Here is a 16,710-nt window from a genome sequence, read left to right as displayed (position 1 = left end):
AACTGACATCCCTAGGGAGTTTCCGAAAGCGCATCCTCGGGAAACTGAGGCAATTTTTGGCGAGAACTGTTCCCTTGCCAAGACCGAAGCCGCGAAGAAGCAATCGCTCAAGACTGAAAACCTTCTTAATTTTATTTCTAGCATTTTTCCTGATGCCAGTGACCTGGAGCATGGTTCCAGTGCCGGCAATCAGCCAAATGCCAATTGTGGGAAACACCGCGCAAAAAAACCCGCCTCCGCCGCCATCCGAAGAGGAGGAGAGTTTCCACAGCGACCTCGATTCAATAGAAAAGTTTGACGAGGTAGTGGAAGACAGCGAAAAACTAGAAGGACTATTTACCCTATACCACCAGGAAAAAACCGGCAAAGTTTATATGGAAATCATGCCGGAACAACTGGACAAAAACTTCCTGGCAGTAATGACCTTAGCATCCGGAATTGGCGAGCGCGGATTGTTCCGGGGAATGCCATTACAGGATATGTTATTTTACTTCAAACGGGTGAACGAGAACCTACAGTTTGTGGTCAGAAACGTGTATTTCCGCGCCCGTCCGGGAGATCCGGTAGAGCGATCGCTCGATCGCTCCTTTAGCGACTCCGTACTGTCCACCCTACCCATTGAAAGCAAACATCCCGAGAGGGAAAGCCTGCTCGTAGACCTAAGTAACCTGCTAATTAACCAGCGAGACTTAACCGGTTTAAGCGGGATTATGCCGTGGTTTTTAGGAGCCTCCTACAGCCGAGATAGCGAGTCCTCCTATTTCGATCGCATCCAAGCCTTCCCCTTAAACGTAGAAATCGAATGCGTGTATGGATTCAGTGGCGGCGACGAACAAGTGAGCGCCCTGGAAACCCTGCCCGACAACCGAGCATTTAACCTGCACGTGAACTACAGCATTTCCGAAGTGCCGGTCAACAACGGATATCGTCCGCGACTCGCCGATAATCGCGTCGGTTATTTCATCACCGCCTACCAGGATTTATCCGATCGCCGCAGCAAAGAAACCTTTGTTCGCTATATCAACCGCTGGCATTTAGAAAAACAAAATCCCAATGCCCGCCTGTCTCCCCCGAAAAAACCGATCGTTTTTTGGATCGAAAACACGGTTCCGTTAGAATATCGAGACGCGATCGCCGAAGGCATCGAACAGTGGAACAAAGCATTTGAAAAAGCCGGATTTATCAATGCCATAGAAGCGCGAGAAATGCCCGACGATGCCACCTGGGATCCCTCAGATATTCGGTACAATACCATTCGCTGGTCCACCGCCTTCGAGTCCTGGTTTGCCGGCGTCGGACCCTCGCGGGTCAATCCCCTGACCGGTGAAATTCTGGATGCGGATATTCTCATCGACGGCAATATCGTGCGAAGCATCAAGCGCGAGTATCGCAGCTTAGTGGAACGAGAACCCAGCGGAAGCGAAATGGCATTTTTGGGCAAAATGATGGGCGATCGCCACCCTTGCATGCCGGCGATGGGGGTCTCCACCGATGCCTCCCTGGGAACCATGCAGATGGGCGATCGCAGCATGGGAGAACCCCCCGCCCAGGTGCGAGCCTTCGTCTCCGACATGGTAGAAAAATACGACCTGTGCTACGGCATCGAAGCCCCGCAACAGTTAGCCATCGGGGCATTTGGCTTATCCGTCTTCCACAACGCCCTACCCAGTGGCGAGGAAATGGAACAGTACATCAATCAGTATTTGACCTTCCTCACCGCCCACGAAGTCGGGCATACCTTGGGTTTGCGCCACAACTTCCACGGGAGCACCATGCTCCAACCGGAAGAACTGCACGATACCACCATTACCCGCAGCCAAGGACTGGTGGCTTCAGTCATGGACTACGTGCCCGTGAACTTGGCCGGTCCAGACCGCGAACAAGGGGATTTTTACCCCGTAGTGGTCGGCCCCTACGATGAATGGGCGATCGAATATGGCTACAAACCTCTCAATGCAATGATTCCGGCAATGGAACGGCGCGAATTAGAAGAAATTGCCGCCCGCGCCGGAGAGGATCCCCATTTGGCCTATGCCCCGGATGAGGATACGATGGATATCCTCAACCCCGCCGCCAATGCCTTCGATCTCAGCGGCGATATGGTGAAATATTCCGAGTGGCAATTGGAAAATGCTCGGGAAATGTGGGAACGCCTAGATAAGCGCTATCCGGTCACGGGCGAAAGCTTTAGCGAAGTGCGCCGCATGTTTGACATGGTGTTTTTCTATTATTTCCGCAACGCCATGAATGCCACCCTTTATGTGGGGGGTCAGTGGTTTAACCGCAACCACGCCGACGGAAATGGGCGCTTGCCTTTTCAACCCATCTCGGTGGAAAAACAGCGTCAGAGTTTGGCACTGCTGCAACAATACGTATTTGATAAAGATGCGTTGCACTTCTCCGCGCAACTGTTGAATAAATTAGCCCCCGATCGCTGGTATCACTGGGGGTCTCTACCGGTGGTGTTCCCCTTGGATTATCCCATTCATCAGCGGATCAATCTGTTGCAAGGGATTGTCCTGCGATCGCTGCTCTCCTATCCGCGCTTGATGCGCTTGCAAGACCTGGAACTCAAGGCATCCCCCGGGGAAGCCCTCACCATCCAGGAGTTGTTCGATACCCTGCAAACCGGAATTTGGACCGAGGCGATCGAACCCGAAGACGACATGGGCGAGATTTCTAGCGTCCGTCGCGACCTGCAGCGCGATCACCTGGCCATGATGATGGCAATGGTATTGCGAAAAGCACAGGTTCCCGATGAAGCGCGGACTCTGGCATGGTACAACTTACAACAACTGCGCCAACAGCTCGATCGAACCCTGGATAAGCGCGGCGACAACTTGGATACCGCCACTAAAGCGCATCTGGCGGAAAGCATCCACCGCATCGACAAAACCCTCGAAGCGCAGTTACAATCTCGCTGATGCCAGAGGAAATGGAGTAGCAAGTGGCATTTCCCTCGTTCCCAGGCTTACGCCTGGGAACGCCCCATCTGAGGCTCCGCTTCTTTCCAGTAAAGAGGCAAAATAACTTCCCGTTTCCGATTTTCGATACCCTGTGCCCTGGTGAATTTCCACCCATCACCGCTGAATTTATCCGATGACTTTTATTTCGATTGTCTACGCGGTATTTTTATTAAGTCTGTTAGGACTGTATTGGAGCGTCAGCAAACAGCGATCGCGTTTGTGGCTGATTTTCATTGCCAGTTTGATTTTTTATGCCTCCCTGCAAGCCATTTACATTCCCTTGCTCCTGGGAGGAATTTATGTTAACTATCGCTTGGGACGCGCGATCGCCAAAAAATCCGAACCCACCCCGCGCCAGCAAACCGCTTCCCCACCCTGGCAAGAGCGCTTTGCCAACTGGGAACGCCGTCGGCTTTTTTGGTTATGGATTGGCATTTTCTTTAACATATTTCTGCTGCTGGGATTCAAATACGTGCCCTTTTTATTCACCACAATCGGCACGCAATTTGAAATTCCCATTGCCTTAGACACCGCCGATTGGTTTGCCGACAATATTATCGCCCCATTGGGACTGAGTTTTTTCAGTTTTGAATGTATTGCCTATCTGGTTGATGTGTATCGCGGCGCACCGGCTTCGGCACAATTGCTGAGATTTGCGTCTTACAAACTCTTCTTTCCCAAACTAATCTCCGGGCCGATTACCCGCTATCATTATTTTCAAAAACAACTGAGAGGATTGATATTTCCCGCCTCCCACGAATGGGTGGAAGGACTGTGGTTGATTGCCTGTGGTGCCATCAAAAAAGGAATTGTCGCCGATCGCCTTGGCATCTTGGTAGACTTGAGTTTTGAGAACATGCAGCGCGCCGGTAGCGGCGATTTGTGGCTGGCAACCCTTGCCTATGGCTTGCAACTGTTTCTCGACTTTAGCGGGTATGTGGATATGGCGCGCGGGAGTGCCATGCTGTTGGGATTTAATCTGCCGCAAAACTTCAATTTTCCCTATTTTAGTACCAGCATTGCCGACTTTTGGCGGCGGTGGCATATTTCTCTGGGAGATTGGTTGCGAAACTATCTGTATTTTCCCTTGGGCGGGTCGCGCGTTGGGTTGGCGCGAACCTGTCTCAACTTAATTATTGTGATGTTAGTGGCGGGAATTTGGCATGGTGCAGCTTGGGGATTTATCCTGTGGGGAATCTTGCATGGTGTCGCCTTGGCAATTCACCGCATCACCGATGTGGTTTCAAAGAAATTTGAAGGCTTAAAACGCTGGTGGAAAACCATTCCCGGTATGGTAACGGGATGGGTTTTGACCCAGACAATGGTGTTTTTCGCCTGGATTCCCTTTCGCCTTCCCAACCTGGAAGATGCTCAATGGGTGTTAGAACATTTCTGGCAACATACCGGCGACGTGCAGTTTGCCGAGAAAGTGTATTTAGAAAGTATGGGGTTGCCCCGGGTGGAATTGGCGGTGCTGATTGCGGTGATTTGGATATCGATGGGATTGAGTTACGCGGTTCATCGCGGCTTAAAATTGCAACTCAATTGGCCCTTGAAAATTGCGTTAGTGCCGATCGCCTTATATGCGGTGTGGATGTTTGCCCCGGAAGGAGGGTTGCCCTACATTTATTTTGATTTTTAAAGGGTAGTGGTAAGGTGGGCATTGCCCACCGTCAAAATTATTGGAATTATGCCTTGAAACTCTTGCTGTTGAGAACGCCAGTCGCTACATCTTGAATGAGTTGTAAGTGGCGGTGGATGAGGTTTTGTGCCGCATAGCGCTCTAATACGGTTTCGCGAGCTTTTTTGCGAATTTCGGCCATGCGAGTGGGATGATCCAAGACTTCATCCACGCGATCGGCGATTTGTTTGGGGGAGAAAAAGTCTGCAAGCAATCCATTTTCCCCGTCGGTAATTACTTCGCGCACCGGTGGCGTATCGGAACCGACGACTAAACAGCCGGTGGACATGGATTCTATCATCGACCAGGATAAGACAAACGGACGAGTTAAATACACATGAACGTCGGATGCTTGAATGACTTTTAAGTACAATCCGTAGGGTAAAGCGCCGACAAAGTGAACCCGGGATAAATCTAGGGGGACTTTTTTGAGCATGTGTTCTTTGTAGGTTTCCCCGCTGGGTAAAGATTTGCCGTAGCAAACGCGATCGGAACCGACGACAACCACGTGACAATTCGGGCGTCTTTCCTGAATGTAAGCGAGGGATTCGATAAATTCGGGAAATCCGCGATAGGGTTCCATTCCACGCGCCACATAGGTGACGAGTTCGTTTACATGAGACAAATCTAATTCGGGCAAGACTAATTTTGCCCCCGGGTTGGGTTTGAAGTAGTCTACATCCACGCCATCGTGAATCACCGAGATTTTGCTTTGGAATTCCGGGGGAAATTGCGATCGCTGCCAGTAGGTGGGAGAAATCCCCCAATCGCAGGAGGCTAAATCCACCAAAATCGGCGAATTTTTCACCCGAATTCTCGCCACATCATCAATCGTTAACGGGTCTTTCGGGTCAAAATTGGCATCGGATCCGTAAGCATGGTAATACCATTCAAAATAACACAATAACGGGGCATTGGGAAAAATATCTTTGGCAAATAACGTCGGTCCCCACCCGGAGTGCCCGTACACGATATCCGGCACGAATCCTTGCGATTTGAGCTGTTCTGCCATCCGAAACACCGCTTGTCCGGAGAGGACCGCACTTTCCAGGGGTCGGACATAATGATGGGTGTTTGGATTGGGGTCGCGACTAGGTTTAAATAAGGCTTTTTTTACGCCGGGAATGACCCATTCCGGGCGTTCGTTTTTGGTGCCAAATACCACTTGGTTGTTGGGATTGCTGGCGATCGCGGTGGCAACATGGCGAAACTGTGCGGGAAAATTGGGATGCAGGATTAGGATTCGCATGGGGAGAACCAGTCAAAATGAGAAATGAAATCAGCAGGAAAAATTCAGGCAAAAACAGAAGGTTTTCTGTGTTAGGTTTGCAGAGACTCTGGCGCTTGACAGACCCAGACGCAATCGCGGGGTACGGTGGTGGTATCTTTTAAGATGATCCGATAGTTAAGATGACTGAGGAATTTTTCCATAATATTATCGGTCATTACGGAGAAAGCGGAACCATGTCTTTTCCCCATTAAGTTGACCTGCCATTCCCCGAGAAATTTCTGCCATCCTAAGTCACTCAGGACGTTACTATGGTGAAAGATACAGAGGCGATCGCCCCGCAAAAGCGCGGGAATTTGGGTTAAGTAATTAAAAATATCTCTCGGTTCCAAATGCACCATCGTATCGTAACAGAAACAGACATCAGCGGATCCCGGTTCGATGGGGTTTAATGATAGACCATCGAGTTTGACGTAGCTGACGCGATCGCTGCCCAACCGCGACTGGGTTGCTTCTAGCATTTTACTCGAAATATCGGCACAAATAAGCTGCCTACAGCGATCGAGCAACAGCGCCCCGGTTTTGCCCCCGCCCACGCCAATTTCTAACACCACATGTTCTGGACGCAGGTAGGGCTGAATAAACCGCTCTTTGATGAGGGCTTCATATTCCTCTAGGGATTGGGCCGCCCCCGCCCGTTGACCGATCCACTCATCGCCAATGTGTTCGAGTCCCGGATGAATATTATGCCATGCGGTGGCATAAGCATCCCAGGTGCCTTCATAATCAATTCCCTCTTTTGCATTTTCCATCGGGTCGATCTCTAGATACTGAACGGCAAAACCTTCTTTTTCGGGTGGAGAGCATAACCTTGCCACCCGAAGGCGAGGTTATCGTCTTTTAAGAGTTACGTAATTGACCCCTAATGACTCTCGATATAGAGGTACGGTGGGCAATAATGCCCATCCTACAACTCCGGCGATCGCGGAAGTCCTCTCTCCCCTAATACCAGTCAAATTTTATCTTCAAATGTTCCGTTAATGCCTGATTGTGCGGCATAAAATAGTCCTGTAACTGTCTTCGCATTGCGTCGGGGATGTTCTCCCGGTACTCCCCTGCATTGTATCGGGGATAGTCGCCGAGTTGTGCTGGGGGCAATCCTAAAAATGCCAGGGTTTGCGCCACTGTCTGCGCCGGGTGACGATAAAAGTCCTCGCTGGTAAGGATTAAGAAGCGATCGCGCGGGAACAGTTCCATCCAGCGTTTGAGCTGTTCGAGATAAATTCCCCGGGACAAATAGGTGTAATGCTGATGATTGTAGCTATAATAGTTCTCGTCAGCCAGCATTTTTTGCACTTCTCCTGCCAGTCGCGCCGGTTCGCTAGCGATCGCTTCTGCAAACGACAGGGACTCGAACCCCAAGCGAACTTCGTGATTGTAATGAGACCAACTTCGCGTCACTGGATTTCTCAACAATACGATGAGTTTTATCTCGGGAAATAGCGCTTTGACCCGTTTCGGCGTTAGGGGATGAAAGAGATAATACGGACTCGCTTCTCCGGTGAGAGTTTCCCCGGGAGTCACGGAGGGAAATTGCGCGTTATACCAGTCAAGTCCCCGCTGAAAGTTGAGGTCGAAAAAGTGAATTTCTTTTTGCGCGGCGGGAATAATTTGCGGGTGTTGGGTGAGGTAGTGATAAAGCGAAGTCGTCCCGCCTTTTTGGGTGCCGATAATCAGAAAGTCTGGCATGGATGAGAGATAGAGCTAATAATTCCAAACCTTATTTTGCCCCATATTTGCAGAAAATTTAGGGGAAGATATTCTGGGGAAGTTTGATGTTGCCAGTTGCTGGTTTTCCACCAGCGGGAAATTCTGTTGGATGCGATCGCCAACCCTCACCCTCCACTTCAGTTGCGACCCAATTCCGGGACAATTCAGAAAATTTGGTCGAAAGGGAAGATGAAGGGGTCAGGTGATTTGCTAGGTTTGAAGGTCAACGTATCCATTTGTTTCTGGATCGTTGGGGAACGGAAGGATAGGGTAACACATTCAAGGAAATCTCGTCTCCGATTTGAATGAGTTCTTGGCTTTGGGCATCATAACCCCAAACTTTCAAAACCGTCTTGCCCGAGGGTAAAACTGTGGTGGGAATTCGCAGTTTCCATCCAGAGTTTGTGTAATTTGGATTGGATAAGGCAAGGGCAACATCGGGTCTGGGGGTATTCACTGGGTCTACAGCAATCAATTTATTATCCGATCCGTAGCTGAGAAAAACGGCATCTGGCGGTTTATTTTGTTGTGGCAAAATGGCCCATCCGGAAATAGCAATGGTTTGTCCTTTCCAGATTTCCGTCTCGGGTATATTATCTAAAACCCCCTGAATGGTGTTACTGGTTGCCAAACGATAGTCGCGATCGCGCCGCTTCCAAAACCAATGGGATTGGACTAACCGATAGGGCTGATATTCTTGCAGAATGTATTGATAAATCTGGGACACCGAATCCGAGGTAGGAATCCCATCAATGGTATTCGACCACATGTTATTGGTCAATAAAATGATATCCGGTTGAGTCTGTTTTAGTTCGCGCACCACGATTTTTTGAGCGCTGGTGGGTTTGGAATAATAGGTATAGCTAAATTTCGAGCAAGAGGGTTTATCGAACAGGGAGTACCAAAGTCCCTCAGAGGTTAGGGTATAAAAGCAGGACTGCTTGTCAATTTCTGGTTGGAGGGCATTCACTGCTTCCAAGTAATCCGGTTGCACGATTTTCTCATCTGCGGTGGCGATCGCCTGAGAGGTTACGGCGACTTTTTCCCAAGCTTTTTCCGGGGCAAAATTCGGTTCTGATGCGAGCAAAACGAGCATGATAACCCCAAAACTGAGCCGAATAAATCCCCGGGTTTCATTGGGGATTTGCACCGTATCGTCTAAATACTTTCGCACCCCGCGTAAACTCAGATAAAATAGCAGCAAAAAACTGACAAGGGCACTGTGTCCTGCATGACCGATATCGCTGCGATCGAGGGCACTCCGCATGTAGATGCAAGCAGCAGATAATAACAAAAGGGTGAGAAAGTGTTTCTGAATAAACGACCGCAGGTGGAATTGTGTTTTTTTCAACGCGATCGCCAGATAAACCAGCACTGAAGTTTGAATCAACATCGACATCCAAAACCACTGGGAGTCGAATGTCATTTCCAACGGAGGGAGGGGACGAAAAGAGATATAACGGCCATATTTACCCCAGTAGAGAATTTGCCACCCTATCGCCCCTAGACCCTGGAAACCCAACAGGATCGCGAGTAAAATCAAGGCAGTTCCAATTCCCAGAACCGATCCAGCTAACCACCGCTTTCTCACCCGCTTTTCCAACCCAAAGCTTAACACAACCGCGCTCAGATAAATCCCCAGAAAATAAATCGCTCTATCATATACGTAAAGAAAGCTTAGCGGAATAGAAAACCCAACGATAATCGGTAATACTTTACCCTGTATTGGTTTATAATCCCCCACTCTAAAAAAACGCAACATCAGTGCAAACTGAATAACAAAAAATGAGGAGCGGGTTTCATCCACGTAAAAAAAGATGCCTTCCAAAAAAGCAAACAGCAGACTAACTCCCAGGAAAAATAGCAGGTTAGATTGTTTCTTAAACCGAACGCACTGCGTAATTTCCCATAAAACCCAAAACCACCCCAAGGTAGAAACTATCCGCAATCCGATAACAAACAACCGGGTTTTAGCAATTAAGGTATTGGAATATCCTAGGGTATGAGCGAGTAAACTCGGGAACACATTCAACCCAAACCCATGCACAAACACCGTGTTCGCAAAGGGATTTTCTAAGGCGGTAAAATTGGGCAAAAACCCCAGAAACTCGCCTTCGTGGAAGGAATCGAGCAATGGTGCTTGCAAGCCAAAAAGATGTTTGTTAATCGTCCAGGATAGAATGAGGAGTGCGGTGACGGGAATTAAAAAGAATGGGTGAGCGATCGCCTTTTGTAAAACTCCGAAAAACCCATCCACCCATTTGGGGTTAATTACCAGGGCGATCGCGCCCACCAAAGGCGGCACGAATAGCAGGATAAAATACTTCAGGTAATCCGTGTAAGGACTGGTATTCTCCAGTGTAGCCACCGAAATTGCACCCGTGGCATTTTCGCCAAGCGGAAGGTAAATTTGATTAACCACTGGCACCAATACCAGCCAACAAATTAAGGCAATGCAAAACACCGCCGCTACATTGGGTGTGGAGTTATCCTTTGGGTCTGACATACGGATATAAAATGACGATTAAGAGAGAAATTATAGGAAAAAATAAATCCAGGCGAGCGTCAAATTGCGGCAATGACGTAGCCTCACTGGTTTGATATTGCCAAACCAGATATAGCCGTTCGCCGGATCGGTAATGAACAATGCTATCTGACTAGATTACCAGAATGGGTTCCTCAAAACAATCCCCCTCCGAACCCTGAAGAAAAGGGTAATGGAACGGTGTCGCCCATTACCCACTTCACTTTATCCATTGTTGATGCCATTTTCGCGCTGAAATTCGGCCTCTTTGAGTGCCGAGAAAGAGTATAACTTATGACCCGTAAAACTGAGAAGGGCAACGCAAGCGGCACTAATCAGCCTTGCGGTGGTTGCTTCCAAACCCACCTCATCGATCAGCAATTGTAGCAGACCCAGGTTAGCCAAAAGACTGTTGAGCGCCACGGTGGCAAACACCGCATACTGCACGAACCAATTTTTCCAATAAATGCCAAATACAAAGCGACGGGAGAGCCAGAAATTCGCGCTTAAGCCGAGGAAATAACTGATACACAACGCCGAAACGTACCACAACCCCGATTGCGTTAAAATGGCAAAAACCATCACATCTACCACCGTTGCTGCGCCACCTGTAAACAGATAGCGGACAAATTGTTGCATCACTTGTACCACTTGGCGGCGACGGGAGACGTCGGTGATTTCGGCGGCGGTGGTTTTCGCCTCGGCACTCGCTTCTTCTACATATTCGCTATCGCTATTCACCGACCACAAATCGTGTTTTCCGGGCGTAACTGCATTTTCTGCCGCTAAAATTCCCATCAACAAACTGTGGTCTTGGTTGTTGTATTTAAACGCACCATAGCGACCCACTAGCTGCAAGTTTTTAAAGGACTGCAGATACTCTTGAATTTCGGCGAGGGCGATTTTGTAGTTGCCCGCATAGATGGGATAGGTGCGCGGAAGTCGCACCACAAATCCGCCGGAGACTTTCTCGTTATGCAGCAGACCAATGGTTCGCAATTCTCGTTCGGCTTTTTCCAGGAGTTCCGCTTCATCTTGTTGCCAAAGCGGTTCGTCGAAATTGCACCAATATTCGCAGCATAAGGGGGTTTGGTGGCTGTTTGGCAGCATGTGGGAAGACCAGTTGGCAAAGTTGGTGACTCGTCCGAGGTCTACACGCGGTTCGTGAATGTAAAGCCAGTTATCGGGAAATAAATTGCCGCTTTCGACGATTAAGTAAACGAGAATGGTGTTGCGAAATTTCAGGGATTTGGCGTGGTTTAAGATGCGATCGCTGGGCGGACTTTGAAGTTGCTGGAGAAAAACGGTAATTGGAATAGAGGAAATCACGCCGCCACAGTTGACGGTTTCTTTTTCTCCGGTTTGGCGATTTTTTAAGGTAATTTGGGTAACTTTGCCCTGGGTGTGATGAATTTGAGTGACTTCGGTATTCAGCAGCAGGGTTTGGTTGTTTTGCTGTAGATGGTCGGCGATTTTGTCATAAAGCTGCCCGGAACCATACTTGGGGTACTGAAAGCGATCGATCATGTTTTTGACTTTGCCATCGTTGCCTAAAATGGCATTGCGAATCGCTTTCGAGAGAGATAATCCTTTAATCCGCTGCGCCGCCCAATCGGCACTAATCTCTTCGCAAGGAATTCCCCAGAGTTTTTCCGTATATCCTTGAAAGAACATTTCAAACAGTCGCCGTCCGAATTTTGCTGTCACCCATTCGGCAAAGTTTTCCGGGTTTTTGTTGGGATAAATCCGCGCCCACAGATAAGATAAAAGAATCCGCAGATTTTCTCCAATGCCTAGGGTAAGCAGCACTTCGCGCGCTTTGAGCGGATAGCTAAAATATTTATTGCCGTAATAAATTCGGGTGAGGCGATTGACGGTGACTTGTTCGGACCCGAGCACTTCATCCCAGAGTTTGAGCACCGGGGCGAGTTTGGTGTAGAAGCGGTGGGGGCCAAAGTCGAGAATAAACCCTTCTCGTTCAAAGCTTTTTGCTAATCCTCCTACTTGGGAATCTCGTTCGACAACCACCACGGGTTGACCGAGTTTGCTTAAGGTATAGGCGGCGGCGAGTCCTGCAGGACCCCCGCCTAAAATATAAATTGGATCCATCACACCACCAGGAATTTTGACGTTGCAAAAGTTGATTTACTTTAGCTTATTGCGTGGGTTTCTAACAAGGGCGATCGCACCTGTAGCCCAAATGTGACAAGAATCTGTATTTTCCCATACCGAAATAGGATTAAATTCCCATCTCAGAACCCCCCAAGGCAATGCCACCGGGGGGTTCACATTTGAGACTTCTCCGTATTTTCACCCAAACAGCAATTCTTTAACCCTGAAAAAAGTTCGCTTGTCCTCGGAGAGTTCCCGAAATAATTGGCCTCAATCCTTGGCCGTTTTTTTGACAATCACGATAAATTCTGTGTCATTTCTTTGAAACAATTCGATTTCTAAAGGGAAGTTTAGTTGTTGGCGACAATAGAACAGCAGTTCTAAAAAAGCAGTGGGCGTCCACACGTGAAAATGAATGCTATAATTCATATCCATTAAAGATTGCACATGACCGCAGAGGTTTTGTTCCGGGACTTTATCCACCAAGCGCACGTATTCCTCAAAATGAGAATATCTGGACCACTCTGGGCCATCGGTGTAATCGCGGATGATGTGTTCTAACGAAGTGACTGGGCGATCGCGGTCAAAGGTGTAACGTTTATCCGGAACGGCTAAGTACAAAATTCCATCCTTTCTCAAAACCCGCAATAAACTTTTCAAGCTACCGATGGGATTTTCATAGTGTTCGATAGTGTGTCTGGCAATCACAAAATCAACCGATTCATCGGGAATTGAAACCAGGGTTTCACCATCCTCAATGATATCCACAGGAACGAAATCCATTCGCTCCAATTCTGGATATTGCTGCCGCAATTCTTCCACCGTCATTCGATCCAGGTACCGCACCGTAACCTCTGGCGGCACTTCTAAAGGGGAATGCAACGCCCCAATTTCGATGCCATTCCCCTTGATGTAGCAGTTGGCCAGTGTTTGGTGCAATGGCGATCGCGATTCTATGCTACCCTGACACCATATCGCCCGTTTGGCTTGAATCACCTTCCCGTTAAGGAAGGGATTGAGTTTTTTCAGCATGTTTTTCAGCATGGCGGTTTACCTATATGTTAATGCTATAGTCCTCTCTGTCTTTGGTCAAATTAGGACTATAACAAGGGTCGCGATCGATAATCTCCTTCCATTTCTCCCGCATGTACTCGATTTCTTTGGCAAATCGGGCAATTTTTTCCGGCGTATCTTCAAATCCGCGACTTTTCGATTCGTAGTGATATAACACCACATGGGGTAAGTAAATATTGCGATAGCCTTTCGCCACCATTTTCAGGCATAAATCCACATCATTAAACGCGATCGCCAGATTTTCTTCCTCCAATCCGCCCACTTCTTCAAACACTTCGCGGCGACACATCAAACAAGCGGCGGTCACGGCAGAATAATTGTTTGTGGTTTTCAACTGATAGTAATACCCCGGAACATGGGCGGGAAAATGCTTGTGACTGTGACCGGCAACCCCGCCCAAACCAATCACAACCCCCGCATGTTGTACCGTATCGTCGGGATAAAGCAATAAACCGCCCACGGCCCCGATCGCCGGTCGTTGCACTTGTTCCACCATTGCGGTCATCCAGTCGGGATTAACCACTTCCGTATCGTTATTCAAAAACAGCAGATAATCCCCGCTGGCTTTGCTCGCTGCATAGTTATTAATTTTCGAGAAATTAAACGGCACCTCGTACCGTTCGCAGCGAAAGCGATCGGGTTCTTTCGTTTTCCACTTGTCAATAATTTCTAACGTTTCCGGTTCGGTACTCCCATTATCGATTAGCAACACTTCATAGTTGGGATAGGTGGTTTTTTCAAAAATCGAAGTCAGGCAGGTATTGAGAATGCGACCTAAATTTTTCGTGGGAATAATCACCGTCACCCGGCGATAGTCGCGGATCTGGTAGCGAATAATCCAATGTCCGCCCTCCGTGGGGGTGACTTTTCCCGGTTCGCCGCGTCGTTCTAGGGCATCGCAAAGGGCGCGATACGCTGCATCGGTGGCGTAGTTTTTGCTTTCTAATTCGCTGGCGGTGGATTGCGGGTGGATGCGCCAGTGATACAATACTTTGGGAATGTGGTAAATGCGATCGGTTTTTTCCGTGAGTCGCAACACTAAATCGTAGTCTTGCGACCCTTCATATCCGATGCGAAATCCGCCGATGTCATTGACGAGCGATCGCCGATAAATTCCCAAATGGCAGGTGTACATCCGCGAGAGAAATGAGTCGGGACACCAATCGGGCTTAAAAAACGGATCCCTCAGGGTATTGCTCTCGTCAATTTTATCTTCATCGGAATAAATCATATCCGCATCGGGATGCAAATTCAGCATCAGCGCCATTTCATACAACGCATCGGCGTTGAGGCAATCATCGTGATCCAGCAACGCCACAAATTCTCCGGTTGCCAATTCTAAAGCGGAATTCGATGCGGCAGAAATATGACCGTTTTGCTCGCGAAATACCACTTTCACGCGCGTATCTTTTTCGGCATACTCTTTTAACAAAGGTTTGACATACTCCGCCGTGGAAGCGTCATCGGCAATGCATAATTCCCAGTAGGGATAAACGCTATCGAAAACGGACTCGATCGCTATTCGCAAATAGGCTTCCGGCGGGTTATAAACCGGCATCAATATGCTAATCACCGGTTTATGGGAAAAAATCGGCACCGTTGCTCTTTTTTGACGCAAATCAACCGATCTGGCAGAGTTCTGACTCAACCAATAATGATACTCCTGGAAGGGATGAACCACTTCCGGTGCCCCTTGACTGGGTAAGGGGGTTTCATCGAGCTTGAAATACAGTTTCCGGAACAGTCGAGACAGTGCATACCGCACGCCTTTGTTGGTGACGATTTCGTAAGAACGCTTGGATAAGCGTTGGATGCGAGACAGTTGCTCTCGAGTGCGAGACAGAGGATTGTTTAGCATTCGCGGTTTAACCTATCAAGTCGCTGGGAATTTGGGTCACGCTAACTAATTGGGTTGGTGCGGTGCAATGCGGCGCGCGCGGTGGAAAACTATGGCACAGGGTTAGACTTGTTCCTTCGTCAATCCGAAGGCTTTTTTTAGCTTAAACCACTGCGTCCGCAATTTCCAAAATTTACTGCTGTGCATGGCGGCGATGGTCATGTGGGCGGCGTCGAGTTCCGCTTTCGCCTGCTGGAGTTGCGCTTGCAATTGAGCTATCGATCGCTCAAAGCGATCGCCGGTTTCCTGCAGTTGGTTTTGTGCCGATCGCGCTTGTTCTTCCAGTTTTGTTTGCCACTCGTTCTGCGTTTTTTGTAAAGTTTCCTGTAAGGTTTGCTGGAAATTTTGTTCGCGATTGTCTTGCTGGGCTAAATGTTCCCGTTCTTGGTCTTCGAGTCGGGCTTTAACGTTGGCTTCTTGCGCTTGCAAATCCGCTTGATTTTGCGCGATTTGCAAATGCAGTTGCTCGATTTCGGTTTGCAACTGTTGCACTTGGTGTTGCGATTCTTCTAGTTGCTCTTCATACTCTTCCCCTTCCGTTTGCGGTTGTTTTAACTCCTCAATCTGTACCTCGCAGTCTTCCACTTGCGCTATCCGCGCCTGCAGTTGCGCCTCGGTTTCGCGCAGGTGCGATCGGGCAATCTCTAATTCAATTTCGAGTTTTTCCTGCTGCTTTTCCAGCTTTCGACAGTTTTTCTCCTCCTGCAATCGCTCGCTTTCTTTTTGCGCTAAAATATGGGCGAAATTCGTGGCATACAACCCAATATGTTTGCTGCAAATATAGCGAAATAATTCTTGGCGATTTTCCGGTTGATTGCAACCACTTACCATCGAGTCCCAGCGAAACCGATAGTGAAATAATACCTCGGGAATGTGATAAAATCTCCACCCTTTTGCGGCAGCCCCCAGCCAAAAATCCCAATCTTCATAGCCAAGTTGCTGAGGAATGTGGGAATCATACCCGCCACAATCCACCCAAACGGTTTTGCGAAACAGGGCACAAGCGTCAATATAATTCCCCGCCAGAATGCGATTGATGTCAAATTCCGGAATTTCTAAAACTCCCGTTTTTTCGCCAAACAATTCGCTATCGCCATACACCACTCCCACTTCTGGCATTTCCTCTAAAATTTCTCTGCCTTTGGTGATGTAATTGGGGGAAATTTTATTATCGGCATCTAGGGGCAAAATATAGCGACCTTTTGCCTCTTTAATGCCCCGGTTGCGCGCGGCGGCGAGTCCTTGGTTGTTCTGGTCGATGACGCGATACCCTTTTTCTTTTAAGTAGGTTAAAACCTTCACCGTGGCGGGGTCGGTGGAACCATCGTTGACGATAACGATTTCGTAGCAGTCATCTTGACAGCTTTCCACGCTGGCGATCGCCTCTAAAATAAATTGCCCCTGATTGTAACAGGGGATAACCACTGATACCGCCACATCCTTCACTTCAGACATCTA

The 16,710-nt window shown here is 48.5% G+C and carries 10 protein-coding genes; 2 read left to right on the top strand and 8 right to left on the bottom strand.

The genetic code is table 11. The annotated features are described in order from the left end of the window. Positions 1-152 precede the first annotated feature (152 nt). Both LKK83_RS23600 and LKK83_RS23595 read left to right on the top strand, forming a co-directional pair. The gene (locus tag LKK83_RS23600) at positions 153-2,924 is read left to right on the top strand and encodes a zinc-dependent metalloprotease (protein WP_324633838.1); all 2,772 of its coding nucleotides are present in this window, start codon (positions 153-155) and stop codon (positions 2,922-2,924) included. A 175-nt stretch (positions 2,925-3,099) separates the two neighbouring features. After that, a complete protein-coding gene (locus LKK83_RS23595; RefSeq protein WP_324633837.1) occupies positions 3,100-4,608 on the top strand; it encodes an MBOAT family O-acyltransferase in 1,509 nt (502 codons plus the stop codon). A gap of 46 nt (positions 4,609-4,654) precedes the next feature. On the opposite strand, the gene LKK83_RS23590 is transcribed toward LKK83_RS23595, so the two are convergent. From LKK83_RS23590 to LKK83_RS23555, 8 genes are all read right to left on the bottom strand, one after another. Next, a complete protein-coding gene (locus LKK83_RS23590; protein WP_324633836.1) occupies positions 4,655-5,896 on the bottom strand; it encodes a glycosyltransferase family 4 protein in 1,242 nt (413 codons plus the stop codon). 71 nt (positions 5,897-5,967) lie between these two features. After that, the gene (locus LKK83_RS23585; RefSeq protein WP_324633835.1) at positions 5,968-6,687 is read right to left on the bottom strand and encodes a class I SAM-dependent methyltransferase; all 720 of its coding nucleotides are present in this window, start codon (positions 6,685-6,687) and stop codon (positions 5,968-5,970) included. A 190-nt stretch (positions 6,688-6,877) separates the two neighbouring features. Further along, positions 6,878-7,624 carry a sulfotransferase domain-containing protein gene (locus LKK83_RS23580; protein ID WP_324633834.1) on the bottom strand — a complete coding sequence of 249 codons (747 nt, stop codon included), beginning with the start codon at positions 7,622-7,624 and terminating at the stop codon, positions 6,878-6,880. Between the two features lie 244 nt (positions 7,625-7,868). Further along, a complete protein-coding gene (locus tag LKK83_RS23575) occupies positions 7,869-10,151 on the bottom strand; it encodes a hypothetical protein (protein ID WP_324633833.1) in 2,283 nt (760 codons plus the stop codon). 243 nt (positions 10,152-10,394) lie between these two features. Further along, complete coding sequence (locus tag LKK83_RS23570; protein ID WP_324633832.1) at positions 10,395-12,278, bottom strand: GtrA family protein; 1,884 nt, start codon at positions 12,276-12,278, stop codon at positions 10,395-10,397. A 273-nt stretch (positions 12,279-12,551) separates the two neighbouring features. After that, on the bottom strand, positions 12,552-13,325 hold the full coding sequence (locus LKK83_RS23565) for a methyltransferase domain-containing protein (protein ID WP_324633831.1): 774 nt from the start codon (positions 13,323-13,325) through the stop codon (positions 12,552-12,554). Between the two features lie 10 nt (positions 13,326-13,335). Further along, complete coding sequence (locus LKK83_RS23560) at positions 13,336-15,213, bottom strand: glycosyltransferase family 2 protein (RefSeq protein WP_324633830.1); 1,878 nt, start codon at positions 15,211-15,213, stop codon at positions 13,336-13,338. Positions 15,214-15,315: 102 nt separating this feature from the next. Continuing rightward, positions 15,316-16,707 (bottom strand): glycosyltransferase family 2 protein, encoded by a 1,392-nt coding sequence (locus tag LKK83_RS23555; protein ID WP_324633829.1) that lies wholly within the window; start codon positions 16,705-16,707, stop codon positions 15,316-15,318. Between the last annotated feature and the right edge of the window lie 3 nt (positions 16,708-16,710).

Origin of the sequence: Phormidium sp. CCY1219 (genome assembly GCF_035615515.1) — a bacterium.
Classification (GTDB): Bacteria; Cyanobacteriota; Cyanobacteriia; order Cyanobacteriales; family Laspinemataceae; genus CCY1219.
This window is presented reverse-complemented; position numbering and strand designations above follow the sequence as displayed.